Here is a 25,811-nt window from a genome sequence, read left to right as displayed (position 1 = left end):
CGGCCCTCGGGGCGGGCGGTGAGGATGGACGCATGCCCACTCCCCACCGTGTCGTCATCGCGGTCTTCCCGGACGTCGACCTGCTCGATGTCACCGGGCCCGCCGAGGTCTTCGCGCTGGCCAACCGCGAGTCGGCCACCGCGGCCTACGAGGTGCGCCTCGCGGGACCCGGATCCGCTCTGGTGACCACCTCGGCCGGGGTCCGCCTCGCCGTCGACCTGACCTTCGCGGAGGTCGGCGCGGCGGTGGACACCCTGCTGGTGCCCGGGGCGGTGGAGCCGGGCCCGGCCGGGCCCGTTCCGCGCATCGACGACGAGGTGGTCGAGTGGATCAGGGCCACCGCCCCGCACGCCCGGCGGGTGGCCTCCGTCTGCGTGGGCGCGCACCTGCTGGCCGCGGCCGGTCTCCTGGACGGGCTGCGGGCGACCACGCACTGGTCCACCGCCGCGCGGCTGGCGGCCGACCACCCCCGGGTGCGGGTCGACCCCGACCCCGTCTTCGTCCGCTCCGGGCGGGTGTGGACCGGGGCCGGGATCAGCGCCTGCATGGATCTGGCGCTCGCCCTGGTCACCGAGGACCTCGGCGAGGAACTGGCCCTGGCCGTGGCCCGCCAGCTGGTCATGTACCTCAAACGACAGGGCGGCCAGAGTCAGTTCAGCGTCCCGCTGAGCCGCCCGGCCGCCGCGCGCCGGGACATCGACGAGCTGTGCGCGTACATCGCCGACCACCTCGACGGCGACCTCTCCGCGGCGGCGCTGGCGGAGCGCATGTGCGTCAGCGAGCGGCACTTCGCCCGCACCTTCCGCCGAGAGACGGGCGTCGGAGCCGCCGGTTACGTGGAGGCCGCCCGGGTGGAAGCCGCCCGGCGGCTCCTGGAGACCACCGACGAGCCGCTCGAACGGGTCGCGGCGGCCGCCGGCCTCGGGTCGGTCGAGACCCTGCACCGCGCCTTCCGCAAGCAGATCGCCACGACACCGGCCGCCTACCGGCGCCGCTTCCGCAGCGCGCTCTGACCCTCCCGCTCCCCCGACGCCGCGTCCGCGGCTTCGCCGTGCCCGTTTTCCATGAACGAACCACCCGAACCACCGTCGAACGAGAGGTCTTCTCCCATGTCCGTCACCGCCACCGGCGCGACCACCTCCGCCACACTGCGCGAACTGGTCGGCCTCGACCCCGCGCTCCCCCGGCTCGGCGCCGGGACGACCGTCCTCCTGATCGACTTCCAGCAGACCTACCGCACCGGTGTGATGGAACTGGCGGGCGCCGAGGCCGCCCTGGCGGCGGGCGCGCGGCTGCTCGCGGCCGCCCGCGCCGCGGGGTCCGACGTGGTGCACGTCGTCAACGACGGCGGCGAGGGCGGCCCGTACGACATCCGCGCCGAGATCGGTTCGATCAGCCCCGAGGTCGCGCCCCGGGACGGCGAACCGGTGGTGGTCAAGACGGTTCCGAACGCCTTCCACGCCACGGACCTGGAGCAGATCCTGCGGGAGCGGGGCGCGGGCCCGGACCTGGTGCTCGCCGGGTTCATGACGCACATGTGCGTCACCTTCACCGCGCAGGGCGCCTTCAACCTGGGCTACCGGCCCGCCGTGGTCGCCGAGGCGACCGCCACCCGTACGCTGAGCGCGCCCGACGGGACCGTCGTGCCCGCCGCGGTGCTCCAGAGCGCGAGCCTGGCCACCATCGGCGACCTCTTCGGAGTGGTGGCCGGGACGGTCGCCGACCTCCAGGCTCGGTAGGTGCGTCCTCAGCCTTTGAAGCTGTCCTTGCGGACCGGGGAGGCCTCGGCGAGGGCCTTGGTCACGGCCTCGACGCCCGCGCGCAGCCCGTACACGGGGGTTTCGGGCTGCTGGCGCCAGGAGTCGTCGAGGCCGCCCGCGTCGACGGAGTCGAAACCGAGTTCGTCGATGAGGGCGCGGACGGTCTTCTTGGCCGCCTCGTCGTCACCCGCGACCGGCAGGGCGATGCGGCCGGGGTCGCCCGCCGGCAGCGGCCGGGCCAGCAGGTCTTCGGCGTAGGTGCCGTTGAAGGCCTTGACCACCGGGTGGCCGAGGTGACGCTCGGTCCAGCGGCTCTCGGTCAGGCCCCCGTCCTCGATGGCGTCGATCCGGCCGTCGCGCTGCTGCGGGTAGTAGTTGCCGGTGTCGATCACGACGAAGCCGTCGGCCGCGCCGTCGAAGAGGCCGGACGGCAGGTCCGGCACGTTCTTCAGGGGGATCGTGACGACGACGACCTCCGCGCCGCGCGCCGCCTCGGCGACGGTGACGGGGGTGGCCCCGGTCTCCTCGGCCAGCGCGGTCAGGGTCTGCGGGCCGCGCGAGTTGGCCACGGACACCTCGTGGCCGAGGGCGGTGAGACGACGCGTCAGGTTGCCGCCGATGTTGCCTGCGCCGATGATGCCGATCTTCATGGACTTCTCCAGTGCGTGCGGGTGGCCGGGTTGCCGATGATGATCCGAACCCCCGGCCGCCGCCGCGCATTCCCCCCCGGGCGGCCCTTCCTCCGAACGGGTGGCCGATCCGCGTGCGCTCGGCCCCTTACGGCGCGTCCGGGGCCCTCCCGGGGGAAGCGGCGGGCGAGGTTCGCCCCATGACGACCGCACGCTTCCCGGCCCGGCCCCCGTCCGTGTCCCTCTCCCTGGCCCTGCGGTGCGCCGCCGCGCTGGCCGCCGTGCTGCTCACCACGGCGAGCGCGCCCGCCGCCCCGGCGGGTGCGGGGGCGGGCTCCGGCGGTGCGTCCGCCGATGCGGGGCGCGCGGGCGCCCGTACGACGTCCGCGTGGCTGCCGTACTGGGACACCGAGGCCGGTTACGCCTCGGCCCTGGCCCACGCCGGCCAACTGCACACTGTCAGCCCCTTCTGGTACACGGCCTCGGCGGCCGGCACCATCGCGGGCGAGGCGGGCGCGGGTGACCGGCGGATCATCGACGGCCTGCACGCCGAGGGGATCAAGGTCGTGCCGACCGTGGTCGAGACCCCGGGACCGGCCGCCATGGCGGCGTTGCTCGGGGATCCCCGCGAGCGCGCCACGCACGTGGACGCGCTGATGGACGTGGTGACGAGCCGCTCCTACGACGGTCTCGACCTCGATTACGAGCGGATGGCGGAGACCACCGACCCGGCGCTGGTCGAGCGCGTCCGCGAGGGGTACGACCGGCTCACCGAGGAGCTCTGCGCCCGGCTGCACGCGCGGGGCAAGACCTGCGTCGTGACGGTCGTGCCGCGGGTGGACGGCGAGGGGCTCGCCTTCGACTACGCGCACCTGGGAAAGGTCGCGGACACGCTGCGGATCATGGGCTACAACCTGCACAATGCGCTGGCCGAACCGGGCCCGCTGTCCTCGCTGGAGTGGTACGACCGGTTCGTCGGGTACGCCGTCGGGGTCGTCCCGCGCGAGAAGCTGGAGGTGGCGCTGCCCGCGTACGGCTGGAACTGGACCGTGGGCTCGGGGGCCCGCGCGGGCCACGTGACCAGCCGGGAGGCCGAGGCCCTGCGCCGGACGGTGGGCGCGCCCTACACGTACGACCCGGTCTCCGGCACCCCCCACTTCGACTACACCGACGACGAGGGCGAGGAGCACGAGGTCTGGTACCAGGACGCGAAGGGTTCGGCGGCGCACCTGGCCGTGCTGGCCCGCCACGGGGTGCGGGGCAGCGGGCTGTGGGCCCTCGGTTTCGAGGACCCACGGCTCTGGGACGTGCTGGGGCGCTGAACGGCTCCGCCGACGCCGCTCGGGGGTCTGGAAGGGGTCAGGAAGGGTTCAGCTTGATGGCGAACGCGTTGAAGACGGACCACACGTCGACCCAGGCCAGGCCGGTGCTGCACTCCTGGGAGGCGTTGCAGCCGTACCCGTAGCTGACGATGCCGTTCAGCTGGCGGGAGTTCTGGTCGTTGATGGAGATGACGGGGCCGCCGCTGTCGCCGCCGCGGCCGACGATGCCCCCGTAGTGGGGCACGCCGTAACTGCCGTTCACGGTCGTACCGTTGACGTTCCAGGCGGCATTGCCCGCGTAGACCGTCCTGATGTTGCAGAAGACCTTGGTGTTGTAGCCGAGCTGGCAGGTGAAGTCGCCGACGGCGACGTTGCGCACGCCGCCCAGGTAGCGGGTGTAGCCGGTGGCGTCGAGGCCGTCCCAGGTGTAGCGGTAGGTGGGGGCCTCGATGAACGCGGAGTCGACCGCGGGGAGTTTGTACTTGACCTGGCCGATGTAGTTGCCGCCCATCGTGTAGACGTAGTCGTTCACGTTGTGGCAGTGGCCCGCCGTGACCAGCCACTGGCGCCCGTCCCAGGTGCTGACCGCCGGGATGCCGCTCGTGCAGTGGGCCTTGCCGCCGATGTTGGGTCCGAGCGCCGCTCCGGCGTAGAAGGGCGAGCTGTCGTTCTCCCGGGTCAGGGGCCGGGAGGGGGGTGCCTGGGTGAGGTGGACGGGGGTGGCCGCGGCCGCGGAGCGCCGCTGCGCGACGGCGGGCGACGCGAAGTACTTCGCGGCCGCCGCCGGGTCGTCGACGGCGAGCTCGATGGCTGCGCCGTCCGGCGTGCTGCCCGCGAGGGCGACCTTGAAGGGGAGGGCGGCCGCGTCGGTGATCTCCGCGATCTCCTTCTTCAGCTGCACTCCGGATTTCTTTCCCTGGACGATGCGAAGGAGGCGGGTGTCGGCCTTCGGATTCACCGCTCGGACCGCGGAAAGGAAATTGCGGCCTTGCGCGACATCGGTCAGATAAACATTGACCGACCGATAGGTGGGTGCGAGTTCGACCTGGGTGTACACATCCGCGCGCGCCCCTCGGCCCACCTGTGCCACGGCGTCGGCCGCCAGCCTCAGCGGCCCCAGCACCTCCGCCTGCCGCTCCGGTGACATGGCCGCCACCGCGTCGGCGGACAGCGGACCGGGCGTTTCCGCGCGTGCGGACACCGTCATGAGCGGAAGGACGGCCAGCGCCCCCGTGAGTGCGATGGAGCGCCGGATTCCGATGTTCATTCATCCCCCTCGCCGGACCCGTGCGTACGGGCCCTTTATGTGGACGCGGGAGACGTTAGCGGGATGAACGCGGGCCGATAAGGGGGAATACCGCTTTGTTCCGGAAGGGATTTCCGACTCGTACGCATGTGTTTCAATGGGCCGTGTGATCGAGTTCGTATGCGTGGTAATCGCGGCCGGCGGCGCCGGCTGGCTCGTCCGGCGCCGGCACCGGCGGCGCGCCGCGGCCGGGCCCGACGCCGCCCCGCTCGGCATCCCCGGCATGGCCCGGCTGCCCGCCGGTCAGGGGCGCTGGCGGATGGGCCGGGTGTGCGGCGGTCCGGGCGAGGTGCGCTGGGTGCCGGCGCGCGGTGAGCCGGTGGCGCTGGACGGGGTCCGGTCCACGGGGGTGCGCAGTCCGTCCGTACGGGAGGGCATGAGCATCAACCCCGGGTCCCGGATCCTGTCGTGCGTCCACGCGGGCGGGACCGCGGACATCGCCGTCATGGCCCTGGACCTCGCCGAACTGCGCGGGCTGGTCCCGCAGTCGCCCGAGACGACCTGACCCCCGCCCGGGCGGCCGGAAGAGGACGCCCCCGTCGCCCCCATTGCCGTCAGGCCTCGCGGAGGCGGCGGGCCACTTCGCCGAGGCCCGTGGCGAGGGCGGTGCGCTGCTCCGGGGTGAGGACGTCGATCAGGGCCTCGCGGACCGCGGCGACGTGGCCGGGGGCCGCCGCTTCGAGGCGGGCGCGGCCCGCGTCGGTGAGGACGGCGTAGATCCCGCGCACGTCGGAGGGGCAGCTGCGGCGGCGGACCAGCCCGGCCTTCTCCATCTGGTTGACCTGGTAGGTCAGCCCGCTCTTGGAGTTGATCAGGCCGTGGGCGAGTTCGGTCATCCGCAGCTCGCCGTCCTCTGCGCCGGCGAGGCGGACGAGGATCTCGTACTGCGCGTGCGAGAGGCCGGAGTCGTCCTTCAGCTGCTGGTCCAGGCGCCGGTTCACCAGTGCGGACGCGGCGAGGAAACCCTCCCACGCGCGCATTTCTTCGTCATCCAGCCATCTCGTTTCAGCCATGCCACCAGCTTACGCCTGGTTGTTCCAATTTGAATCAAGGGTTAGGGTCGATCCAGTTCGTTCAAATTCGAAGGACTCCACCCCTTCTACGGCCGGTCCCCACCCGGAAGGATCTCCCCCCATGACCCCCACCCCCACCGCCACGCAGGCCCCCGACCGCTCCCCCACCACCGCCGCGCCCGCGCACCCCTACGCGGGCAGCGGCCTGCTCATCCTGCGCCTCGTCCTCGGTCTCACCATGGCCGCCCACGGCTCCCAGAAACTTTTCGGCTGGTTCGGCGGCGGCGGGATCAGCGGTACCGGGAAGTTCTTCACCGCGAGCGGCTACCCCGCGGGCGACACCATGGCGGTCGTGGCCGGCCTCTCGGAGACCCTGGGCGGGCTCGGCCTCGCGGCCGGTCTGCTCACCCCGCTGGCCGCGGCCGCCATCGTCGGCACCATGATCAACGCGATCGCGGTCAAGGGCACCGGATCCTTCTTCGCCCCCGCGGGCATCGAGTACGAGCTGCTGCTGACGGCCGCCGCCGCGGCCCTCGCGCTCACCGGCCCCGGCCGCTTCGCCCTCGACCGCTTCCTGCCGGTGCTGCGCGACCACCGTCCCGCGTTCGGCGCGCTGGCCGTGGTCCTCGGCGTCGTCCTCGCGGGCGCGGTGCTCCTCGCACGCTCCTGATCCCGGCCGGTGCGGCCGGTCACGGCTGATCCCCGTCGGCAGCGACCGGTCCCGGCGTCAGACGCCGGTGCGGGTGTAGCGGACCTGTCCCTCGCCCGCACCGGCGCGCGTGAATCCCGCCCGGCCGAGGACGGCGTGCGAGGCGAGGTTGTCGTCGTCGACCGTGGCGTGCAGCGTGGTCGGGCCGCGCTGCGCGAGGGCCCAGGCGGCCAGCGCCCGTACCGCCTCGGTGGCGTAGCCGTTCCCCCGGGCCGAGGGCACCAGGTCGTAGCCGATCTCCGCGTTGCCGTCGCCGTCGGGGGCCGCGTGGAAACCGATGCCGCCCACCGCGAGGCCGTCGGCCGCGCGGACGATCGCGTACGCACCCCAGCCGGGCCGGTACGTCCCCGCCTCCTTCGCCTGGGCCACCATGCCGCCGGCGAACCGGGTGCCCTCGAAGGGCCCGTCCTCGGTCCACGCGAACCCGCCCGTCCCCCCGCCCTTCAGCTCGGCGCCGGTCACCGGGGAGATCTCGCACAGCACGAGCCGCTCGGTGCGGATCGGATCGGCGTGCCAGCGCCACGCCGCCAGGCAGGGCAGGCCCGGCAGGTCGCCCCGCCCGGTCGCCCACAGCAGGGTCGGCCAGGGCGCGGCCGTGCGCGGCGCGTGCGGGAAGAGCCGGTCCAGGACCGCCGCGCACAGCTCCGCGGACGGCTCCCACTCCGCGGTCCCGAGGCCGCGGAGGACGTCATGGGTGTGGACGAGCGCCTCCAGGACGCCCATGGCGGCGAAGGCGTCGGGACCACCCGTGCCGTACGGGTGCCAGGCGCGCGCGTCCGAGGGGCTGGTGGCGACGGCGGCGGAGAGGATGCCCCCGGTCGCCTCGATGATCCGGACCACCCCCGCGGGCGTGGTCCCCGGATCGGCGGTGATCTCGAAGGGCACCCACCCGTCGGCCGCCCGGGCGGCCAGCTGACCGGCGTAGGCCGTGAAGTCGCCCGCCACATGGACGGCGGTGTCGTAACAGCTCCAGTCCAGTCCGGCGGCCGGGACGCTCCAGTCCCGGTCCGCTACACCGCGCAGGGCCGCCGTGGTGAGGGACACCGCTTCGTCTATGTGCTGAGCACGCATGATCGTCATGCGCGCACCCTAGAGCGGGCCGCCCACGCGGGGCCATCCGATTTCGCGCTCCCGCCGCGCCCGGACCGTCCCCCTTTTCACGGACGCGCTCAGCGGGCCCGCAGCGCGGTGGCCAGCTGGGCGCGGGAGCGCACGTCGAGCTTCTGGTAGATGCGGGTCAGCCGCGCCTCCACCGTCTTCACGCTCACGAAGAGCCGGTCCGCCGCCTCCTGGTTGCTGGCTCCCTGGCCGACGAGCAGCGCGAGCCGGGTCTCCGCCTCGGTGAGCGCCGCCGCGCCCGGATGACCGGGCGCGCCGTCCGGGCCGCCCGCCGGGCCGGACGGAGCCTCCGTGGCCAGGTCCGTCCACGGCTTCGCGCCGGCCTGGGCGAAGATCTGTGCCGCCGTGCGCAGGGCCGCGCGGGCCGGGGCGCGGCGGCGGCGCCTGCGCTCCACCCGGGCGAGGGCGAGCAGGGTCCGGCCGCGCTCCAGGGGCAGTTCCAGGCCGTCGAACCGGTCCGCGGTCTCCTCCAGCAGGGCGACGGCCGCATCGGTCTCGCCGCGCGCCGACAGCACCAGGCCGCGGGCCCGGTCGAGGGCGGCGACCACGCCGGCGCGGCCGAGGCCGAGGGCGACCGTACGGACGGAGCCGACCAGGTCGGCGGCCTCCTCGGGGGCGTCGGCGGCCACCAGCGCCTCGGCGAGTTCCCCGTGCCAGCGCAGCACCGAGGGGTCGACGACCTGCTGGGCGGCCTCCAGTTCGGCGACCCGGCGCAGGGTGGCCACGGCCCGCGCGGTCTCCCCCGTGGCCAGTTCGACCTGGCCGAGGGCGAAGAGGCTGCGCGAGAGGAAGACCTGGTCGTGCTCCTCCTCGGAGGCCTGGATGCCGCGCCGGGCGTAGCCGGTGGCGCGCGCGAAGCTGCCGGCCGTGGCCTCGGCGGTGGCGGCGACGTACCAGGCCGGGCCGGGCGAGAGTCCCGCCTCGATGGTCAGTTCCAGGGCGCGGCGGGCGTGGTCCCGGCCCGCCGCGCAGCGGCCGCGGCGCAGTTCGACCTCGGTGAGGCTGCGCAGGACCTCGAAGACGTCCTCGGCGGAGCCGGTGCGCCGTACGGCGGGCAGCAGGACCAGGAGCTGTTCGTGGGCGTCGGCGAGCCGGTCGTCGAAGAGGGCGTGGCGCACGGCGAGGTACTGCGGGGCGTTGCGCATGCCGAGCGGCACCTCGGGGGCGGGCAGCCGCAGGGCTTCGGCCAGGATGTCCTCGGCGGCCGGGTCGCCCAGGATCCGGCCCATGCGCGCCCGGACGGTCAGGGCCATGGCCTCGGCGACCTGGTCGCCGCCGGTGGCCGCCAGCACCCCGGCTTCGGCGGCGGCCGCGCGGGAGCGGACGGGGTCGCCGTCGCTGAGGTTGAGCTTCCACGCGATCCGCAGCTGTACGGCGGCTTGCAGCGAGGGGTCGGCGGCGGCGTCGGCGCGGGCGTGGGCGAAGGTCTCGTCGAGGTCGGCGAGGGCCTGTCCGGCGGCGTCGATCACGGCGAGCCGGGCCCGTACCCGGTCGGCGGGCGAGGCGTCGCGGGCCAGGACGGCGCGGGCGGCGCGGCGGGCGAGGTCGGCGCGGCCGGCCCAGCCCGCGTCCTCGGCGGCGCCGACGAGGCGGGCCAGTTCGGCGGCCGGGCGGCCGGGCGGGGTGCGTTCCGCGGCCAGCAGGCCGAGTTCGGCGGCCAGGGCCCGTCTGCCGCGGCGGCGGCTGGCCGCGGCGGCCTCGGTGATCTCGGCCGCGAGCTCCTCGTCGGGGGTGTCCACGGCGAGGGCCCGGTGCCGGACGGCCTGGACGGGGTCGTCGACGGCAGCGGCCAGCGCGGCGTGCCCGGCCGCCCGTTCGGGCCAGCCCGCGTCGGCGGCGAGGGCCGTGGGCAGGGCGCCGGCGGTGAACTCGACGGCGCCGTCGTCGCGTACGGTCACCAGCGCGGCCCGTTCGGCTTCGGCCAGCTCGGCCTCCGCGTCGGGGCGTCCGGCCCGGCGCAGCAGTGCGACGGTGGGGCGGGCCGCGAGGGCGGCGAGGAGCAGCGTGCGGTGGGCGCGGGCCGGGGCCTCGGCGAGCAGCCGCCGGGCCACCTCGCGGGCCTGTCCGGACAGGGGCAGGGTGTCGGCGTGGTGGGCGGCGCCGTCGCGGGCCTCGGCGAGGGAGTGGCCGAAGGCGAGGGCGAGGCGCGGGTTTCCCCCGCTGGCCTGGTGGATCCGGCCGGCGAGGCGCGCGGGCAGGCCGTGCCGCGCGAGGAGTTCGGCGACCTCGTCGGCGCCGAGCGGCGGCACCCGCACCGTGGGGGCGCCCGGTCCGCAGAGGGTTTCGGCCACCGGGGCGCCGCCCTGGACGCATTCGGCGACCAGGACCCGGACGCCGGCAGGGGTGAGGCGCAGGGCGAACCGGAGCAGGTCGGTGGTCTCGGCGTCCAGCCACTGGGCGTTGTCGAGCACGAGGAGCAGGGGGCTGCGGTCGGCGAGGGTGCGCAGGACCTCGACGACGGCGAGGCGCAGGGCGACGTGGTCGCGCCCGGCGCCGGGGGCGTCGGCCTCGCGGCGGAGCAGGGCGATGGCGGCGCGCTGCGGCGGGGCGAGGCGCTCCAGGGCGCTGCGCGGGACGCCGGCGAGCAGGGCGGCCGCGCTGGCCTCGGGTATCCACTGGTCGGCGGCTTCCGGCGCGAGGCGGAGCACGCGTTCGCGGCGGCCGGTGGCGGCCGCCGCGACGGCGAGCAGTACCTCGGTCTTGCCCGAACCCGCCGGTCCGGTGAGGACGGCGCGGCCGTGCGCGGTCAGCGCACGCTCGACCGTCTCGATGAGTTCACCGTGTCCGACGGTCGTGTCAGCGTTCCCCGTCGCCGCCACGCACAGCCACCAGCCTCTCGGTCCCCAGTTCCTGTGCCGCTTCTGTGAGCGCGACAATACGAGGTCCGCCGCCGGACGGACCCGGATTGTGACGCAGAAATCAGTCAGGTGACCGGAAAGCCCGGCGGACCTGCCGATACGCGGTGTATCAGCAGGTCCGAGGGCCGGCTTGGTCCGTACTATCGGTGCGTCAGGCCGGGGTGGTCAGTCGGGGCCGATGACGCGGGCCGATGGTTTCGGGCCAACCGGGTCGGGTGGTTGTGGCGGTGCCCGTGATGCCCGTGGTGCGGGCCGGGCCCGTCGGCCGGATCAGAAGCCGAGGCTCCAGGAGTCGATGTAGCCGGTGTCCGCGGCGGCGACGTCCTGGACCTTCAGCTGCCAGGTGCCGTTGGCGGGCAGTGCGGACGCGTCCACGGTGTAGGTGGTGAGGACGTTGTCGCCGCTGTCGCTCGACGAGTTCTGCAGTCGCTTGACCACGGCGCCGCCGGGGCCGACGAGGTCGATGACGAGGTCACCGCGGTAGGTGTGCTTGATGTCCACGGACACCTTGAGGGTGGCCGGGGCGTTGCCGCTGCGGCCGGAGACGGTGATCGAGGAGGAGACCGCGCCGCCGTTGTCCGGGATGGCGACGTCGGTGGTGTTCGCGTAAGCCGGGGCGGGGGTGGTGGAGGTCACCGCGGCCACGGTCGCGGCCGCGTCCGCAAGACCCGCTCCGCAACCGCCGGTGCAGGTGCCCGCCAGCGGGCGGGCGTTGGCCTTGATGGCCGACTCGACCTGGGCCGGGGTGAGGGAGGACTTGGCGGAGACGAGGAGCGCGGCGAGCCCGGCGACGTGCGGGGCGGCCATGCTGGTGCCCTGGTAGGGCTTGTAGATCTCGGCGCCGGGGGTGGTGGTGCCCGCGTTCAGCGAGGACAGGATGCCGTTCTCGGGGGTGGTGACGGTGCCGGGCGTGTCGGTGGCGCGGCGGGTCTCACCGCCCGGGGCGGCGACGTCGATGAGCGAACCGAAGTTGGAGTAGAAGGAGCGGTCGCCGGTCCGGTTGGTCGCGGCCACGGAGACCACGTTGCTGCAGCTGGCGGGAGTGAAGCCGGCGGCGTCCGCGTTGCTGTTGCCCGCGGCGACGACGACGGTGGTGCCGCGCGCGACGGCGGCGTTGATGGCGTTCTGGTAGCTGCTGCCGCAGGTGCCGGAGCCGCCCAGGCTCATGTTGATGACCTTGGCGGGGGTCGCGTTGGCCGGGACGCCGGCGACGGAGCCGCCGGAGGCCCAGGTGATGGCGTCGACGATGTCGGAGGTGGCGCCGCCGCACTTGCCGAGGACCCGGACGGGCTGGATCTTGGCGCCGTAGGCGATGCCCGCGATGCCCTTGGCGTTGTTGGTGGCCGCGGCGATGGTGCCCGCCACGTGGGTGCCGTGCCAGGACGAGTCGCTGGCCTTGGAGCCGGTGCCGCACTCCTCGGCCGCGCTCCAGTCGCCCTGGTCGGCGGGGTTGTTGTCGCGACCGTTGCCGTCACGGGCGGCGCTGGAGCTGGAGATGAAGTCGTAGCCGGCGACGATGTTCGGGGCCACGTCGGAGTGGGCGACGTAGCCGGTGTCGATGACGGCGACGGTGACGCCGGAGCCGGTGGTCTTGGCCCAGGCACCGGGGACGTTCATGCCCGCGGTGGGCTCGAAGAGGTCCCACTGCTTGGCGTACTCGGTGTCGTCCGGGGTGGCCATGTCGTAGGCGCGGGAGTCCGGCTCGACGTAGGCGACGTCCGGGTCGGCGCGGAACTGGGCGATCACGCCGGCCGCCTCGGCCGGGGCGACGGCTCCGCCGAGGTTGACCAGGGCGGCGCCGGTGCCGAGGCGGCGCTCGAACTTCGCCTTCTTGCCGCTCTGGTGGCCCTTGGCGGTGGCGTCGGCGGCGGCGGCCGTGTTCGAACTGGCCTCCGAGGCGGAGGACTTGTATCCGACGATGAGGTTCTCGACCGGGGCGGTCCCCGCCGCCGGAGCGGCCGGAGCCACCGGAGCCGGAGCCGCGGCCGGACGGCCGAGGGCCATCGAGGTGGTGGCGGTGCCGCCGAGCAGGGTGACGGAGATGGCCACCACGGATATGAGCCGACGTCTGGATGCGTGCACGGTGTTCCCTTTCGCGGGCCGTCCCCGGCGGACCGGGGACGGCCGGTGTGGTGCTGTGTGGGAGGTTGCGTGGGGGGTGGGCATCGGGGAGGAGGCGCGGTTCCCGCACGGCGGTGTGCGGGAGGGGACGGGGCGTAGCCGGAAGAACGGAGAAGACGGATGTGCGGGGAGGGGTGTGTGGGGCGGGCCCGCCGCGTCGGCGGCGGCGACCGGAGAGGGCTCCTCCACGCGCCCCGGCCACCACCGCTCGCCACGGCCCCGCTCGCGTCGACGAAGCGGGGCACCGGCGGTACCGGGGAAGCGCCGGGCCGCGGAGCGCCGCGCCATGTGGGGTTGGCGGTGCGGACCTTCGACCCGGGCGAGACCGCCGGTGGGCAGACAGTAGGCAACGCCGGGTTGAACTCGATACGGGGAAAACCCTTGCGCGGCCCCTGCCGCTCCCCCGCGACCCCCCGCCCCGACGGCCCCGCGGCCCGCCGACCGGTGCTGTGACGCGGGCCACATGAACCGCGGCCTCCCGGGCAGCGTGTACCGACCGCACCACGCACGCGAGCACGACGGAGAGGGTGTGAGATGGCCGGACCACTGTGGCCCCGCGGACGGCGGGGCTCGACCGACGAGGCACTGATCAGGGCGGTGTACGAGGAGCACGGCCACGCCCTGCTCGCCTACGCGACCCGGCTGACCGGGGACCGGGCCGCCGCCGAGGACGTCGTCCAGGAGACGGTCATCCGCGCGTGGCGGCACGCCGAGGTCCTGGTCAACGGGAAGGGTTCGGTGCGGGGCTGGCTGCTCACCGTGGCCCGCAACATCATCACCGACCGGTACCGCGCCAAGGCGGCCCGGCCGCCGGAGGTGTCCGGATCCGCGGCCGCGCCGCCGGTGGAGCAGGACCACGCCGACTCCGTCGTGGACTCGATGACCGTGCTCGGCGCCCTGGACCGGCTGACTCCGGAACACCGCGAAGTGATCAAGGAGTTGTACTACCGCCAGCTCAGCGTCACGGAAGCCGCGGACGTCCTCGGCATCCCCGCGGGCACCGTCAAGTCCCGTTCGCACTACGCCCTCAAGGCGCTCCGCGAAGCGTTCCGGGACGGCGGCGGCGCGGGCAGCGGCAGGGACGGCAGGAGCCATCGGGGCAGCAGGGGCAACCGGACGGGCAGGCCGCCCCAGCAGCCCGGACTGCGGGAGGTGGTGGCATGAACCGGGAGGTGCACGAGGAGGAACTGCTCGGCCCCTACGTACTGGGCGTGCTCGACGGGGCCGAGGTCCGCCGCGTCGAGGAACACGTCGGCGGCTGCGTGCGGTGCCGCGAGGAGGTGACCGCGTTGCGTGAGATGGAGGCCGTGCTCGGCGAGGTGCCCGAGGAGGCGTTCCTGGACGGGCCGCCGGAGGGCGGCGACCTGCTGCTCCAGCGGACGCTGCGGCAGATGCGGGGCGAGCGGGCCGGCCGGGCCCGGCGCCGTACGGCCCTGGTGGGGCTGGCCGTCGCGGCGACCGTCGCGGCCGTGTTCTGGGCCGGGACGCGGCTGGGCGCGGCGGACGGCCGGGAGGTGGCCGCGGACCCGCCCCCGCCGCCCACGGCCACGGCCTCGCCGCAGCCGCCGCCGGGGACCCGGGTGGCCTCGGCCACCGATGCCGGGACGGGGGCGCGGATGACCGTGCGGCTGACGCCGGCCGCTCGCTGGGTGCGGGTGCACGCGGCGGTCACCGGTGTGCCCGCGGGCGAGCGCTGCCTGCTGGTGGTGGTCGCCCGGGACGGCACCCGTACGACGGCGGGCAGCTGGGTCGTGGGCGCGCCGGAGAACGGCGCCGCCAAAGGCGCCGGCCTCGACGGTTCCGCGGCCGTCGACCCCGCGGAGGTCAAGGAGGTCGTGGTGCAGAACGAGGCGGGCACGCGGTTCGTGTCCGTACCGCTGCCGGCCTGAGCGGCGTCGGCCGCGGCGCGCGGCGCGTACGGGAGCGCCGGTCGGGGGACGCCCCGACCGGCGCTTTCGCGTGCGCGAGCCGAATCTGCCGGGCGCGGCGGAGAAAGCCCCCGAAGTCCGTTGAACCCGCCCGCTAGGGGTCGCGTGTCTGGGGTGCGACCTTGCCGAACGAACCACCGGATTACGGGAGTTGTCATGATGAACCTGTGCGAGCTCACCCTCGCCGGAGCCGCCGCCACGCTGCTCCTCGGTGCGACGGCCTGCGGGACGCAGGTGAGCGGCACGAAGGACGCCGCGGCCGTCGGCGCGCAGGTCCCGGCGGCCGCGCGGTCGGCGGCGGCCGACCCCTACGGCTCCGGCGCCGCTGGGGCGGCCCCCGCCGACGCCGCCGCCGGCCCGCTGGGGGTCCGTACGGACGCCGGGCTCGGCCGGGTCGTGACGGACTCCGCCGGGTTCACGCTCTACCGCTTCGACAAGGACACCGCCAAGCCCGCATCGACCTCCGCGTGCTCCGGTGCGTGCGCCACGGCCTGGCCCCCGGCCCCGGCGAAGGGCGTCACCGCGGGCCCGGTCCCCGCCGCCTCCGTCGGCAGCCTCAAGCGGGCGGACGGCACGGAGCAGGTGACGATCGCGGGCCGGCCGGTGTACCGCTCCGCGAAGGACACGGCGCCCGGCCAGAGCAACGGCCAGGGGGTGGGCGGTACGTGGTTCGCGATCACCCCGGAGGGCGGGAAGGCGGACGCCCCGGCGACCGGGCAGGAGCAGCCGGCCGCGCGGCAGCCGGCCCTGCCCGCCCTGTCGGCCACGCCGGACAAGGCCCTCGGCAAGATCCTCCGGGATGCCAAGGGCCGTACGCTCTACCGCTTCACCAAGGACACCGCGTGGCCGATGAAGTCGAACTGCGAGGGTGCGTGCCTGGAGAAGTGGAAGCCCGCCCTGCCGGTCGGCGCCGGTACGGCCGAGGGCGTCGACCCGAAGCTGCTGAGCACGTACACGCGTGCGGACGGCACGCGGCAGCTGGCCGTCGCCTGCCGGCCGCTGTACTGGTTCACCGGTGACCGCAGCCCCGGTGACACGGCCGGTCAGGGCGTGGGCGGCAGTTGGTTCGCCGTCACGGCGGACGGCGGACTCGCCATGTGACGGGGGCGACGGGGGCCGGATGGCCTGTGCCAGACTGGGGAGCGCCGCCCTTCGGGAAACGCGCTGGTCAGCGAGCGCACAGGCTGACAGACTGAAACGGTTTCAGATCAACCCAGGAGGACACATGGCAGACACCGAGGACACCCCGGAGACCCCGGAGACCCCGGAGGACACCTCCCCCGCCGCCGAGGCCAAGCGCAAGTTCCGGGAGGCCCTGGAGCGCAACGAGCGCAACGCCCAGTCCCAGCAGGCGCACCAGAGCCGCGCCAAGATCTCGGGCACCAGCAGCGGTGGCAGCGGGAAGAACAAGAAGGTCCGCCGCAAGACCGGCTGACCCGTGCCCACGGCCGGGCCCCCGCTGACCGCGGGGACACTGCCGCTCCGGTCCCCGCGGGGCCACCGGGGCGGCACACGTGTATCCGGGCCCCTTTTCCGCGCGAAGCAACTCGTTTTCGGCCATTCGGGGCAGGTCGAGAACCGTCCCGCGCGGTCCCCGCGTCGTTGCGTGCAGTGACAGTGAGCACACTGCACCCACCCGGAACGGGGAAGGTACCCACCATGCTCCAGCGCCCGTCCAAGCGCACCGCCGCCGTCCTCCTCGCGGCCACCGCCGCCACCGCGGCCCTCTCCCTCACCTTCGTCACCACCGCCTCGGCGTCCGGCGACGGCACCCCGAAGGCCGCCCCGGCCGCGGCCGCCGCACTCCCGTCCGTGTCCGGCAGCCCGGAGGCCGCGTTCACCCGGATCGCCGACTTCTACGGCGCCTACATCGACGCGGTCTACGACGGCAGCGACACGGCGGGCGCGCTGCGCTCCGCGTACCTCTCCAAGCCGCTCCAGGCGGAGCTGAAGCAGTGGGAGGAGGTCAACCACGCGAACGGCGTGCTGCGCGCGCAGAACGTGCCGTCGCAGTGGAAGGTCACCTCCACGGGCAGCGGAGCGGGCAAGACCAGTGCCACGGTCACCCTCACGTGGGGCGGTGGCTCGACGACCCTGATCCACGTCCAGGCCGATCTGGCGACCCGGAAGATCACCTCGATCAAGGACTGAGCCGTCGGGCACCGGCCCCCCTCGGGCTTCAGCTGCGGGGGTCCACCCACAGGGCCTCGCCGACGGCCAGCACCTCGCCCCCGGCCGTGGCCAGCGCCGTACCCACCCGGTGCTTGCGGCCGGACTCGCCGAGCAGCCAGGCGTACGAGACGAGCCCGTCGGCGGCCGGCGCGGGGCCCAGCAGCCGTGCGGTCAGCGAGGCCGTCACCGCTCCGGCGCGCTGACTGCCGAGGAGCCGCCCGGCCGCGTTGCCGGGGCAGTCCAGCGCGCCCCACACCAGGGCGGGCGGGAGCATGCCGTCGGCGTCGAGGAGCGCGGCCCCCGGGGTCCAGGCGGTGGCGACGACGTCCCGGCCCGGCACCCGGCCGCAGTGCAGCCGCAGCCCCGTGTCGGGGGTCCGCCCCAGCCCGCAGCCGAAGCAGTCGGCCACCTCGTCCGGCGGGGCCGCCCGGTAGGCCTCCGCGGCGGCCAGGGCCTCGTCCCACGAGGGCGCCCCCGGGGCTTCCGCGTCCGCCTCGGCGGGGGTGGCCACGGCCAGGACCAGGACGCCGTTGGCCAGCTCGCTGCCGCCGTCCGGGGTCTCCGTGAGCCCCAGCGGGACGCCGGTGGGGGTGGGCCGCCGGAAATCCACCCGTACCGTCTTCGCGGCCGACCGGCCGGCCAGCACGCCGGCGACGTAGCCGCCGAAGGCGATCCCGGGATAGCCGTGCAGGGCGGGCGGCACCGTGAGGATCACAGGTCGCCCCGGTCTCTGAGCTTGCGGAAGTAGGTCCAGCTGGTCTCGTTCGGCTGGCTCCACGCGTCCGGGGCGTGCGCGAACTCGGGGTGGTGCGCGGCGATGTACGCGCGGGTCCGCTCCGGCACCTCGTCGTAGGAGTCCAGCTTGCGGCCGCGGCAGTGGAAGGTCAGGCCGCCCGGCCGCTGACCCTGTTCCATCCAGGGGAGCCAGGGCGACATGCGGGTCCACGACATCGTGGAGGGCACGCTCGGCGCGTCGGTGTCGAAGACGGTGGCCGGGGCGAAGAACTGGAAGAGTTCGAGCGCCTTGTAGGTGTCGTCCGCCGAGTTGGCCGGGAACTGCGCGACCGGCAGCGGCGACGGATAGGCGAGCGGGATCTCCAGGCTGAAACAGACCTGGTCGCCGAGCCGGGTCAGCGGCACGGGGAAGGGCCGCCACCGCTGGTTCGCCGGATCGTTCCAGACGTGGACGACCGGCTTGCCCTCCCAGGTCTCCAGGATCTCCCCGGTGTCCGGATCCAGGTAGAACGCCGCCTCGCGGGTCAGCAGTTCGTAGCCGTCGTCCGTGGTGACCAGGCGGGCCACGTTCAGCCCTTCGAACCCGAACACGCGTCGGTAGGGCTCGTCCGGGGACCAGGCGTGGACATGGCCGGACCACCAGAAGGTCACCTCCGCTCCGTCGAGCGAGGCGCGGGTACGGACGAAGGCTTGGAAAAGATCGGCCGGATTCATGGCGCCCACTGTGCAAGGTCACCCGTGCGCTCGGCAAGGACCCGGGCCTGCCGCCCCACACGGACGTCCCCGGTCAACGGGGTTCGTAGAGCCCGTGGAACTGAGCGAGGAGCGCCCGCACCGCGACGTCGTGCCGGCTAGGCCTGCGGGGCGAAGGGGTCACGGAACCGGTCCCCGTCACCGGGGTCGTCGTCGTCCGTGAAGGAGGAGTCCTCGGGGCCGAAATCGGGGGCCCTGAAGGGGTTCGTCGTCGCCGGGAGCCGCGATGCGGGCGTCGTGGCGTAGGTCCGTACCGGTTCGGGTGCGGAGAACAGCGGGGATCCGTCGATGAGGGCGCTGCCTTTCGTGGTTCGGGATGGCGGTCTCGGGTGGGACCGAGCGGAGGCATGGCTCATCGCCACACCTCCACTCGGCTCTCACCGTTTCAGAGAGCGGTCATCTTGGTGTACGGGCTCAGGATCCGCATCCGCGACGAGCCGAAATCGACGAGTACCGCGATTCCGTCCTCGATCGCGATCACGCGGCCGAGGCCGTGCTGATCGTGTGTGACCCGGTCACCGACGGCGAACACCCTGAGAGGCGGAGCGGTCGCGGCCTTGAACGGGCTTGCGGGCAGGTGGCGCCGGGTTCCGGCTGACTTTGTCATTGTCACCAGTATGCGCCTGTCGCGCCGTCGTGCCGCCCGGTGCGGTCGTCTCTCTCATTGCGCCCTGATAACGCCGGGGCCGGATTCTGCCGGTTGGACCCGATCGGTCCCGAGCCGGGCCGCCGCTACGGACCCGGTCCGGCGCTCCCCCGGCCGCCCGTACCGCTCCCCGTACGCGCGAGCGGCCGGGAGGCCGGCGCGGGGACGGGTGGCGCTCAGTAACCGTCCACGTCCAGTTCGGTGATGCCGGCGAACACGTGCTCCCAGACCCCCGCGGCGGGCAGGTCCCGGTCGAGGGCGTCCGGCGCGATGGCGGCCACGGCGGTGAGGAAGGCCCGCGGCCCGTCCTCCGCCGGGTAGGGGTCCCAGCACGCGCCCATGTGCCGCCGCACGGCCTCCACCAGCCGCAGGAACGTTTCCGTATCCCGCGCGAAGGGGAACGGGGACAGCTCCTGGCCGCCCTCGGGGTCGCCCCGCGTCAGGACACCTCGCCGGTCCCCGGCCGCAGGAGGACCCTCCCCCGGTCGCGGTAGCCGAAGCTGCCCAGGTGGAGGAGCCCCCCGCCCCCGGGTGCGCCCGGGCCCTCCTCGCCGAAGGCCAGGGCGAAGTCGCACACCCCGACCGCCCAGTGCCGCGGCAGTCCCACCGCGGCGAGGAGGGCCGGGGTGGGCAGGTGGGCCAGGGCCGCGGGCAGCCGCTCGCCGGGCACCCGGTCCATCAGGCCGGCGCCGAAGGCGGCGTCCACCCGGGCCGCGTCCAGGGGCGCGGACGCGGCGTCGGCGGACGGCGCCCCGTACCAGGCAGGCGCCGTGGCCTCTTCCCACGCACGGTGGTCGGCGCCGCCGGCCGGCCAGCCGCCACCACCGCCTCGTTGCGCTCGACGACGGCGATGCCCCGCGCCTCGACGAGCAGGAAGCGGCCGGCCCCCAGGGCGACGGGCTCCTCCCAGGTGCCCGGGCAGTGCAGGGCCCAGGCGTCCTCGTCGGTGTCGAAGAGGTACGGCCCGTCGTCCGCGGGCTCCTCCTCCCGCTCCGTGGACTCCCCCGCTCCCGGCGCGGGGCGGGGCGCCCCGGTCGCCAGGTCGAACCAGCGCTCCGCGGTCCACGACGACCGGACCGCCGGCAGGGGGCCTCCGGCCGGGTCCACCGGTTCGAGGACCACGGCCGAGCGCTCCCCGCTCAGGCCCGGTTCGGCGCTGTACGCGCCGACCGGCCGCCACCACGCCCACACCGTCCGCCAGGGCAGGCCCGGTTCGGCGGCGGCCACCTGGTCGGCGTACGCGCGCCGCCCGAGCACCGTGGCCGCGAAGTGCAGCCGGGAGGCGAATTCGGCCCGCGTCACCTCCGCGGACCCGAAGACGGCCTAGGCGAACACCTCGCGCCCCGGCTCCGACGGGGACGCCGCATCGGCGAGTTCACGTGCGCGGGCGGGGCCGGCGGACCGCAGGGTGGCGGGATCGTCACAGGTCACCGGCCGGCCCCTCCTGCCACCGGCTCGAATCCGCTCAGAAGGCGCCGTAGTTGACCTGCCAGGTGGGCAGGCCCATGCGGCGCCAGATGGCGACCACCCGGTCGCGGTCGTCCAGCGAGAGCCGGACCGCGAAGCGGTGGCGGACGTGGCGGTCGAAGAGTTCCGCCTTGACCACGTCGTCCTGCCGCTGGTCGCCGGAGGCCCGCATCCACAGCTCGTCGTAGGGCACGTCGTGCCGCGCCAGCCACTCCTGCGTCTGCGGGCGGTGCTCCTCGCTGCGCCCGGACAGCAGCACGACCGCGTCGCCGTCGGCCCGCCGGAACGCGGTCAGGGCGTGCCGGACCGACGGGTTGAGGAGGTCGGTGCCGCAGCGCGAGAAGTCGTACGGGCCGCGGTCGCCGCGCAGCGCCAGCGTGCCGTCGATGTCGCACAGCACGGCGGCGGGCAGGGCCGGGTCGGCCACGTAGGGCACGACCTCCGGCTGGTCGTTGAGCCAGGCGTCGGTGAGCCGCCAGCCGCCCTTGGTGGCCTTCCTGTGCTTCTCGGCGAGGATCCGGATGATCTCCTCGCCGACGGACCGCTCCCGCGCGGCGTCCCGGCGTACGCACTCCTCGACCGGGACGTCGGTGAAGTCGTGGACGACGAAGTCGGCCCGTCCGGCGACGGCCGCCTTCAGCCGCTTGGGGACGTGGCGCGTCAGGTGGGTGTTGTCGACGACCACGTCGAACCCGCCGTCGATCGCGGTCCGCACCGCCGCGTCCTGGATCGCGAGGACGGTCTGCTCGTGCGCGAACGACCGCTCCTGCGCGAGGCCGGGGACGTCGAGCATGGCCCGCAGGTCGTCGAGGTTGACGCGGCGCATCCGGCCCCCGGACTCCTCCTGGAGCGAGCGCGCGGCGGTGGTCTTGCCCGAGGCGGGCAGCCCCGTCATGACGTGGACGACAGGCACTGGTCAGTTCTCCTCATCGGTCGTGAACGGGTCGGACGCCCGCGGCCGCACCGCCCGCCAGGTGACGAGGTCGGTCGGCCGCCCGTCGAGCCGCAGGAACAGGGCCGCCCTGATGCCCGGGTCGGGCACCGCCCGGGCGGCGCGGGCGAAGGCTCCCCGGTCGTCGCCGAGGTGCGCGATCTCCCGGAAGGCCCCGTCGATGGCGCGTTCGCGGTCGGCCGCGGCGCGTTCCATCCCCGCGATCATCTCCCGGACCCAGGTGTCGAACTCGTCCGGGACCTGTTCGAGGAGCGCGTCGAGCGGTGCGCCGCCGTGGGCCCGTACCTCGGCGAGGGAGCAGCCGAGGCCCTGGGCGACCTGGCGGGCGGGCAGGGCGGCGAAGCGCTGGATGCCGTGCCCGCGCCAGATGTCGCGTTCGGTGACGCCCGTGAGCACCTTGTGGAGCCGCACGTACTCGGCGATCTTGGCCTTCACCCGGACACCGGACGCGTAGCGCAGGACGAAGCCCTCGGCGTCGGTGCCGGTCGCGGCAGCGCCTCCCGGCAGGGTGCTGGATTCGGTGAGGGCGATCAGCTCGGCCAGCGGCAGGGCGGGCCGGGCAGTGACGACGGAACCGATCCCGTGCCACGCCCGGGCCGCGCTCGCCAGCGGCAGTTCGGCGCCGTCGCGGCCCATCGCGGCGAGCAGGACGAGGTCGCGGCGGTCGCCGTAGTCGACGACGATCCGGTTCTGCGGGTAGAGGGCCTCCGCCAGGTAGGTCACGCCCGGGGTGAGCGCGGAGGTGTCCCGGGTGTCGAGGTGGCGCCGTGCCCAGGTGGCCTGTTCGCTGATGAAGGACCCCTTGGAGGCGACCCGCCAGGCTCCCGCGTAGTGGAAGACGACCGCGAGGCTCCCGTCGACCTTGTCGTACACCTCGAACGGCTCGTCCGGCAGGGCGGGCGCGTAGGGCTGACCGGTCGTGTGCTCGCCGACGTTGAAGAACTTCGGCAGGGGCAGCGCGACGATCTCGCCGGTCGCGTCGTCGGCGACCAGCCCCCGGCAGCGCGTGGTGACGCGGTTCCAGATCCGCTCGTACTGGCACGTCCGCGTGTAGGTGTAGATCGACAGCGGCAGTTCGGGATGGGACTTGCGGGTGACGTGCCCGGCGTCGAGGGCCGCGGCGAGTTCGTCCGGCGGCATCAGCTCTTCGAGAGTCAGGGGCGCCTGGCTCATGGGATTCCTCCTGGTTGCGAGCCCACAGTCTGCCCCGGCAAGCGCGCCGACCGGTACCGGTTTTGGGCGCGCGGGCCACGGGGCGGGGGGCCGGCCGCGGCGGCGGAGACGGCCGCGGACGCGAGGTCGGAGGCGGTGTCGGAGGTCGCTCCTATGCTGGACGGACATGATCGGGTGAGGGCATCCGGCGGGGAGTCGTGGGAGGTACGGGTGCGCATCGAGCGCCACGCGGTCGGGGAGGCGGCGCTGTCCGCCGCCGTCGAGGACTTCGCCGAGCGGATCGCCGGTGATGTGCACCGGATGCAGCACGACGAATCCCCGCAGTACGGCTGGGAGATGGTCTGCGCGTCCTTCCTCGACTACGTCGGTGCCCGGTCGGTGGAGAACCCGGCGCTCGCCGGCAAGGACTGCAGGCTGGCCCTGGAATCGGCCGCCGCCGCGGCGACGGGCGCCCTCGCCCTGACCGCGCGGCCGCGGGGGGTGGGGGACGTCTTCATCCAGTACACCGGCACCGGCGTGGTGTACGACCGGGAGGAGTCCGGCAGCGAAGTCCCGGCCGCCGACTGGCTGGACGCCTTCTTCCTCGCGTTCGTCGCCGGTGACACCGACCGGGACGGCAGGCTGTTCGTCGACGCCGCGCTCTCGCGCGCGGGCCGGGAGGACCGCGCCGACGTGGCCCTCGTCCACGCGCTGCTGGCTTACGTCCACGGCCACATCGAGGCGGCGCGGGTGCCCGGCGGACCGGGGGCCGTGTCCGACGAGCAGCGCGCCGCGTACGTCGATTCGCTGGCCCGGGACGTGGCGCCGGGCACCGACCGGGCACCGCACCGGGCGGCGCTGGCGACCCTGCGGGCCCTGGCGGCGGGTGACCGGGACGGCTTCTCGGCGGCGCTGGCCGCGCAGTTGACGCATCACCGGGAGCGGCACGCGGCGGCGGCTAACCCGCGGCCGCGCACCCTGCTGCCGCTGGACGCCCTCGCGCTCGCCGCGATGGCCCGGCGGTGGAACGGCTGGGAGCCCGGGGTCGACTCCGCGTACCTGCCCGCGGCCGCGGTCGGCGGGTTCGTCCCGCCCGCCCCCCGGGTCCGGGCCTTCGGCGCGGACAAGCGCGCGGACGCCGTCGCGGCGCTGGCGGCCGGGCCGCTGGTGGTGGACCGGCCGCGGCCGCCCGAGCGGCCGGGATCCGGTGATCCGGCGGACCACGAGCGGTTCCCGCAGCGCCGCGCGGCGGCCTTCGCCGACCCCGCCGAGGACCCCGAGGACCTCGCGTTCGGGCTGCCGCGGGTGATGGAGGACCAGTACCGGATCTTCCTGCGCCGGACGGCGGGCGACCCGGACGGTCCCGGCGAGCGCGCTCGCGCCGCGCTGCGCCTGGGCGCCGAGGCGGGGACGGCGGCGTTCCTGCTGGCCGCGGCGGAGCCGGGGACCACGGCGGAGGTGACCGTCGGGGGCGTGACGCGCGCGCTGCCCGCGGGGGGCGGCCGGGACCGGGTGGGCCCGGTCCAGTGGCTGCGGGCGACGGCGCTGGCCGTGGTCGCCGGGGAAGCGGACCTGCTGGCCGCGTGCGTGCGGATCGGTCCGGATCCGCTCGGGCCCGGCGGATACGCGTCGGCCGCCCGGGAGTACGCGACGGCGCTGTGCGACCACCTGCACGGGGCCGACGCCGCGCCCGCCCTGCGCCGCGCGGCGACGGAGGCGTTCCGGATGCGGGGCGTCAACCACCTCGCGCCGCCGGTGGTGCTGCTGTCGCAGCTGGCCGCCGGGGACGGGGAGGGCTTCGCGCTGGCGCTGGCGGACGCGCTGGAGGAACACCGCGACCACTACGGGGTCGGCGCGAACGCCTGCGACTCCGACGCGCCGCTCAACCTGGACGTCCTGGCTCTGGTCTGCCTCGCCCGTCGCAGCGGCTGGGACGTGCCGGTGCTCTCGCCGTACCTGCCGCCGCGGCTGGTCGCCGCTCCGGTGGGCTGAGCCGGGCGGCCGGTCCCGCGGTCAGGCGGCCGGCCGCTGCCGGCTCACGCTGCGCGCCCAGAGGACGAGGGGGGCCTGGAGCGGGATACGGCCGAGGGCCACGGCCTTCGCCGCGGTGGAACGGTGGCGCCAGTCCCAGGCCATCTTGACGTGGGCGGGGAAGACCCCGACGAAGAAGAGGGCCGAGGCCCGTGCGGCCTCCGCGCGGGTCGCGGGGTGGACGAGGCCCGCCGCCAGCGCCAGCTCGACGACCCCGCTGGCCTTCGTCCAGCCCCGGGGCGTGCCGGGCAGCGAGCGCGGGACGAGCTGGTCGAAGGCGGCGGGCATCGCGAAGTGGGCGGCTCCGGCGGTGGCCAGGAGCCCGGCCAGCAGCAGGGGGGAACGGGAAGCGGGGCTCATCGGACCTCCGGGGACGACGGCTCGTTACCGCCGGGTAGCGGCCGGGCCCCGCCAGTCTGCGCGAGCGGCGCTCGCGGGGCAACGGGTTCCCGGGATCCGCGGCGGTGCGCTCAGGACGCGCCCGCGGAGGCCGCGAGGACGGCTTCGGTCGTGACCACCTTCGCGAACCGCATCTGGTGCAGGACGGCCGAGGTGGCGCGGGCGAGGTCCTCGGCGGCGATGGTCTCCCCGTCGGGGCCGGCCATGTCGAAGGTGTGCATCGCGTCGGCCGGGAAGACGGCGTCGTAGCCGAGGTTGCCCGCCATCCGGGCGGTGGTCTCGTTGCAGACGTTGGTCATGATGCCGATGATCACCACCTGCTTCGCGCCGCGCTCCGTGAGCCAGGCGTGCAGGTCGGGGGTGCCGTAGAAGGCGCTGTTGACCGTCTTGGTGATCTGCAGGTCGGCCCGGACGGCGGCGATGTCGGGCTTCAGCTCGTACCCCGGCGTGCCCGGCATGAGCGGGCCGCCTTCGCTCGCGTGCCGGACCACGACGACCGGGCGGCCGGTGGCCTGCCAGGCGTCGGTGAGGGCGGTCATGTTCTTCTCGGCGCCCGGGTTGTCCCGGCGTCCCCAGAAGGCGTGGTCCTCGAAGCCCTGCTGTACGTCGATGACGATGAGGACGGCGTCGGAGTCGAGGGCGAGAGGGGCGTCGAAGGCGCTGGTGTTGGTCATGGGTCCATCGTGGTGGGCGCGTGTCGGGGCCCGTGAGGGGAGCGGCCGCCGGTGATCGATAGATT

General features: G+C 74.7%; 28 protein-coding genes. 11 read left to right on the top strand and 17 right to left on the bottom strand.

Annotated elements, in window-relative coordinates; genetic code table 11:
• Positions 1-32 precede the first annotated feature (32 nt).
• Together AC0693_RS10665 and AC0693_RS10660 are read left to right on the top strand one after the other, a co-directional pair.
• Complete coding sequence (locus AC0693_RS10665) at positions 33-1,013, top strand: GlxA family transcriptional regulator (protein ID WP_468468262.1); 981 nt, start codon at positions 33-35, stop codon at positions 1,011-1,013.
• Between the two features lie 96 nt (positions 1,014-1,109).
• Positions 1,110-1,739, top strand: coding sequence for an isochorismatase family protein (locus AC0693_RS10660; protein WP_478801512.1), 630 nt, complete (start codon positions 1,110-1,112; stop codon positions 1,737-1,739).
• Between the two features lie 8 nt (positions 1,740-1,747).
• On the opposite strand, the gene AC0693_RS10655 is transcribed toward AC0693_RS10660, so the two are convergent.
• On the bottom strand, positions 1,748-2,410 hold the full coding sequence (locus tag AC0693_RS10655) for an NADPH-dependent F420 reductase (protein ID WP_469333138.1): 663 nt from the start codon (positions 2,408-2,410) through the stop codon (positions 1,748-1,750).
• 179 nt (positions 2,411-2,589) lie between these two features.
• Between AC0693_RS10655 and AC0693_RS10650 the strand changes: the two genes are divergently transcribed.
• Positions 2,590-3,711: a glycosyl hydrolase family 18 protein gene (locus tag AC0693_RS10650; RefSeq protein WP_469333137.1), complete on the top strand. Its 1,122-nt coding sequence runs from the start codon at positions 2,590-2,592 to the stop codon at positions 3,709-3,711.
• Between the two features lie 37 nt (positions 3,712-3,748).
• Here AC0693_RS10650 and AC0693_RS10645 read toward each other — a convergent pair whose 3' ends face one another.
• Complete coding sequence (locus tag AC0693_RS10645; RefSeq protein ID WP_478801511.1) at positions 3,749-4,978, bottom strand: chymotrypsin family serine protease; 1,230 nt, start codon at positions 4,976-4,978, stop codon at positions 3,749-3,751.
• Between the two features lie 145 nt (positions 4,979-5,123).
• Between AC0693_RS10645 and AC0693_RS10640 the strand changes: the two genes are divergently transcribed.
• Positions 5,124-5,522, top strand: a complete 399-nt coding sequence (locus tag AC0693_RS10640; protein WP_478801510.1) for a hypothetical protein — start codon at positions 5,124-5,126, stop codon at positions 5,520-5,522.
• Between the two features lie 49 nt (positions 5,523-5,571).
• Here the strand turns inward: AC0693_RS10640 and AC0693_RS10635 are convergent, their stop codons facing one another.
• Positions 5,572-6,030, bottom strand: a complete 459-nt coding sequence (locus AC0693_RS10635) for a MarR family winged helix-turn-helix transcriptional regulator (RefSeq protein WP_356413151.1) — start codon at positions 6,028-6,030, stop codon at positions 5,572-5,574.
• A 121-nt stretch (positions 6,031-6,151) separates the two neighbouring features.
• Here AC0693_RS10635 and AC0693_RS10630 point away from each other — a divergent pair, with 121 nt between their 5' ends.
• Complete coding sequence (locus AC0693_RS10630) at positions 6,152-6,700, top strand: DoxX family protein (RefSeq protein ID WP_469333133.1); 549 nt, start codon at positions 6,152-6,154, stop codon at positions 6,698-6,700.
• Between the two features lie 57 nt (positions 6,701-6,757).
• Here AC0693_RS10630 and AC0693_RS10625 read toward each other — a convergent pair whose 3' ends face one another.
• From AC0693_RS10625 to AC0693_RS10615, 3 genes are all read right to left on the bottom strand, one after another.
• Positions 6,758-7,819, bottom strand: coding sequence for a GNAT family N-acetyltransferase (locus tag AC0693_RS10625; protein WP_478801509.1), 1,062 nt, complete (start codon positions 7,817-7,819; stop codon positions 6,758-6,760).
• An 89-nt stretch (positions 7,820-7,908) separates the two neighbouring features.
• Positions 7,909-10,677, bottom strand: a complete 2,769-nt coding sequence (locus tag AC0693_RS10620) for a helix-turn-helix transcriptional regulator (protein ID WP_469333131.1) — start codon at positions 10,675-10,677, stop codon at positions 7,909-7,911.
• Between the two features lie 309 nt (positions 10,678-10,986).
• Complete coding sequence (locus AC0693_RS10615; RefSeq protein WP_478801852.1) at positions 10,987-12,720, bottom strand: S8 family serine peptidase; 1,734 nt, start codon at positions 12,718-12,720, stop codon at positions 10,987-10,989.
• 651 nt (positions 12,721-13,371) lie between these two features.
• On the opposite strand from AC0693_RS10615, the gene AC0693_RS10610 reads away from it, so the two are divergent.
• The 5 genes from AC0693_RS10610 (at position 13,372) to AC0693_RS10590 (ending at position 16,916) form a co-directional block, all read left to right on the top strand.
• Positions 13,372-14,001, top strand: a complete 630-nt coding sequence (locus AC0693_RS10610) for a sigma-70 family RNA polymerase sigma factor (RefSeq protein ID WP_356413143.1) — start codon at positions 13,372-13,374, stop codon at positions 13,999-14,001.
• Complete coding sequence (locus tag AC0693_RS10605; protein ID WP_478801508.1) at positions 13,998-14,726, top strand: anti-sigma factor; 729 nt, start codon at positions 13,998-14,000, stop codon at positions 14,724-14,726. The genes AC0693_RS10610 and AC0693_RS10605 overlap by 4 nt, the downstream gene beginning before the upstream one ends.
• A 195-nt stretch (positions 14,727-14,921) precedes the next feature.
• Positions 14,922-15,866: an SCO0930 family lipoprotein gene (locus AC0693_RS10600; protein WP_478801507.1), complete on the top strand. Its 945-nt coding sequence runs from the start codon at positions 14,922-14,924 to the stop codon at positions 15,864-15,866.
• A 124-nt stretch (positions 15,867-15,990) separates the two neighbouring features.
• Entirely contained in the window at positions 15,991-16,200 is a 210-nt protein-coding gene (locus tag AC0693_RS10595; protein ID WP_468468281.1) for a DUF5302 domain-containing protein, read from the top strand.
• Positions 16,201-16,424: 224 nt separating this feature from the next.
• A complete protein-coding gene (locus tag AC0693_RS10590) occupies positions 16,425-16,916 on the top strand; it encodes a hypothetical protein (protein ID WP_478801506.1) in 492 nt (163 codons plus the stop codon).
• Positions 16,917-16,944: 28 nt separating this feature from the next.
• On the opposite strand, the gene AC0693_RS10585 is transcribed toward AC0693_RS10590, so the two are convergent.
• The 9 genes from AC0693_RS10585 to AC0693_RS10545 form a co-directional block, all read right to left on the bottom strand.
• The gene (locus tag AC0693_RS10585) at positions 16,945-17,652 is read right to left on the bottom strand and encodes a hotdog fold domain-containing protein (RefSeq protein ID WP_478801505.1); all 708 of its coding nucleotides are present in this window, start codon (positions 17,650-17,652) and stop codon (positions 16,945-16,947) included.
• A complete protein-coding gene (locus tag AC0693_RS10580) occupies positions 17,649-18,386 on the bottom strand; it encodes a DUF1838 family protein (protein ID WP_478801504.1) in 738 nt (245 codons plus the stop codon). The genes AC0693_RS10585 and AC0693_RS10580 overlap by 4 nt, the downstream gene beginning before the upstream one ends.
• A gap of 137 nt (positions 18,387-18,523) precedes the next feature.
• Positions 18,524-18,781, bottom strand: a complete 258-nt coding sequence (locus tag AC0693_RS10575; RefSeq protein ID WP_469315764.1) for a hypothetical protein — start codon at positions 18,779-18,781, stop codon at positions 18,524-18,526.
• Between the two features lie 29 nt (positions 18,782-18,810).
• Positions 18,811-19,032: a hypothetical protein gene (locus AC0693_RS10570; protein ID WP_356413127.1), complete on the bottom strand. Its 222-nt coding sequence runs from the start codon at positions 19,030-19,032 to the stop codon at positions 18,811-18,813.
• 215 nt (positions 19,033-19,247) lie between these two features.
• On the bottom strand, positions 19,248-19,424 hold the full coding sequence (locus AC0693_RS10565; RefSeq protein WP_478801503.1) for a hypothetical protein: 177 nt from the start codon (positions 19,422-19,424) through the stop codon (positions 19,248-19,250).
• Positions 19,425-19,510: 86 nt separating this feature from the next.
• Complete coding sequence (locus AC0693_RS10560; RefSeq protein ID WP_478801502.1) at positions 19,511-19,777, bottom strand: SUKH-4 family immunity protein; 267 nt, start codon at positions 19,775-19,777, stop codon at positions 19,511-19,513.
• Complete coding sequence (locus AC0693_RS10555; RefSeq protein ID WP_478801501.1) at positions 19,750-20,373, bottom strand: hypothetical protein; 624 nt, start codon at positions 20,371-20,373, stop codon at positions 19,750-19,752. Before AC0693_RS10555 ends, AC0693_RS10560 begins: the two co-directional genes overlap by 28 nt.
• Before the next feature lie 163 nt (positions 20,374-20,536).
• On the bottom strand, positions 20,537-21,451 hold the full coding sequence (locus AC0693_RS10550; RefSeq protein ID WP_356413121.1) for a phosphatase domain-containing protein: 915 nt from the start codon (positions 21,449-21,451) through the stop codon (positions 20,537-20,539).
• Positions 21,452-21,454: 3 nt separating this feature from the next.
• Positions 21,455-22,663 carry an RNA ligase gene (locus AC0693_RS10545; protein WP_356413119.1) on the bottom strand — a complete coding sequence of 403 codons (1,209 nt, stop codon included), beginning with the start codon at positions 22,661-22,663 and terminating at the stop codon, positions 21,455-21,457.
• A gap of 210 nt (positions 22,664-22,873) precedes the next feature.
• Here AC0693_RS10545 and AC0693_RS10540 point away from each other — a divergent pair, with 210 nt between their 5' ends.
• A complete protein-coding gene (locus AC0693_RS10540) occupies positions 22,874-24,634 on the top strand; it encodes an immunity 49 family protein (protein WP_478801500.1) in 1,761 nt (586 codons plus the stop codon).
• 21 nt (positions 24,635-24,655) lie between these two features.
• On the opposite strand, the gene AC0693_RS10535 is transcribed toward AC0693_RS10540, so the two are convergent.
• A complete protein-coding gene (locus AC0693_RS10535) occupies positions 24,656-25,033 on the bottom strand; it encodes a DoxX family protein (RefSeq protein ID WP_468468294.1) in 378 nt (125 codons plus the stop codon).
• Positions 25,034-25,143: 110 nt separating this feature from the next.
• Positions 25,144-25,746, bottom strand: a complete 603-nt coding sequence (locus tag AC0693_RS10530; protein ID WP_468468296.1) for a cysteine hydrolase family protein — start codon at positions 25,744-25,746, stop codon at positions 25,144-25,146.
• Positions 25,747-25,811 lie beyond the last annotated feature (65 nt).

This window comes from Streptomyces sp. NPDC043876 (genome assembly GCF_056435825.1).
This window is presented reverse-complemented; position numbering and strand designations above follow the sequence as displayed.

Excerpts from the sequence above, each read along its gene's own strand:
- AC0693_RS10590 (WP_478801506.1), top strand. The coding sequence starts at position 16,425 with ATGCTCCAGCGCCCGTCCAAGCGCACCGCCGCCGTCCTCCTCGCGGCC.
- AC0693_RS10625 (WP_478801509.1), bottom strand. The coding sequence starts at position 7,819 with ATGACGATCATGCGTGCTCAGCACATAGACGAAGCGGTGTCCCTCACC.
- AC0693_RS10610 (WP_356413143.1), top strand. The coding sequence starts at position 13,372 with ATGGCCGGACCACTGTGGCCCCGCGGACGGCGGGGCTCGACCGACGAG.
- AC0693_RS10545 (WP_356413119.1), bottom strand. The coding sequence starts at position 22,663 with ATGAGCCAGGCGCCCCTGACTCTCGAAGAGCTGATGCCGCCGGACGAA.
- AC0693_RS10570 (WP_356413127.1), bottom strand. The coding sequence starts at position 19,032 with ATGACAAAGTCAGCCGGAACCCGGCGCCACCTGCCCGCAAGCCCGTTC.
- AC0693_RS10635 (WP_356413151.1), bottom strand. The coding sequence starts at position 6,030 with ATGGCTGAAACGAGATGGCTGGATGACGAAGAAATGCGCGCGTGGGAG.
- AC0693_RS10580 (WP_478801504.1), bottom strand. The coding sequence starts at position 18,386 with ATGAATCCGGCCGATCTTTTCCAAGCCTTCGTCCGTACCCGCGCCTCG.
- AC0693_RS10535 (WP_468468294.1), bottom strand. The coding sequence starts at position 25,033 with ATGAGCCCCGCTTCCCGTTCCCCCCTGCTGCTGGCCGGGCTCCTGGCC.
- AC0693_RS10655 (WP_469333138.1), bottom strand. The coding sequence starts at position 2,410 with ATGAAGATCGGCATCATCGGCGCAGGCAACATCGGCGGCAACCTGACG.
- AC0693_RS10665 (WP_468468262.1), top strand. The coding sequence starts at position 33 with ATGCCCACTCCCCACCGTGTCGTCATCGCGGTCTTCCCGGACGTCGAC.
- AC0693_RS10575 (WP_469315764.1), bottom strand. The coding sequence starts at position 18,781 with ATGAGCCATGCCTCCGCTCGGTCCCACCCGAGACCGCCATCCCGAACC.
- AC0693_RS10600 (WP_478801507.1), top strand. The coding sequence starts at position 14,922 with ATGATGAACCTGTGCGAGCTCACCCTCGCCGGAGCCGCCGCCACGCTG.
- AC0693_RS10615 (WP_478801852.1), bottom strand. The coding sequence starts at position 12,720 with ATGGCCCTCGGCCGTCCGGCCGCGGCTCCGGCTCCGGTGGCTCCGGCC.
- AC0693_RS10645 (WP_478801511.1), bottom strand. The coding sequence starts at position 4,978 with ATGAACATCGGAATCCGGCGCTCCATCGCACTCACGGGGGCGCTGGCC.
- AC0693_RS10605 (WP_478801508.1), top strand. The coding sequence starts at position 13,998 with ATGAACCGGGAGGTGCACGAGGAGGAACTGCTCGGCCCCTACGTACTG.
- AC0693_RS10595 (WP_468468281.1), top strand. The coding sequence starts at position 15,991 with ATGGCAGACACCGAGGACACCCCGGAGACCCCGGAGACCCCGGAGGAC.
- AC0693_RS10530 (WP_468468296.1), bottom strand. The coding sequence starts at position 25,746 with ATGACCAACACCAGCGCCTTCGACGCCCCTCTCGCCCTCGACTCCGAC.
- AC0693_RS10650 (WP_469333137.1), top strand. The coding sequence starts at position 2,590 with ATGACGACCGCACGCTTCCCGGCCCGGCCCCCGTCCGTGTCCCTCTCC.
- AC0693_RS10660 (WP_478801512.1), top strand. The coding sequence starts at position 1,110 with ATGTCCGTCACCGCCACCGGCGCGACCACCTCCGCCACACTGCGCGAA.
- AC0693_RS10630 (WP_469333133.1), top strand. The coding sequence starts at position 6,152 with ATGACCCCCACCCCCACCGCCACGCAGGCCCCCGACCGCTCCCCCACC.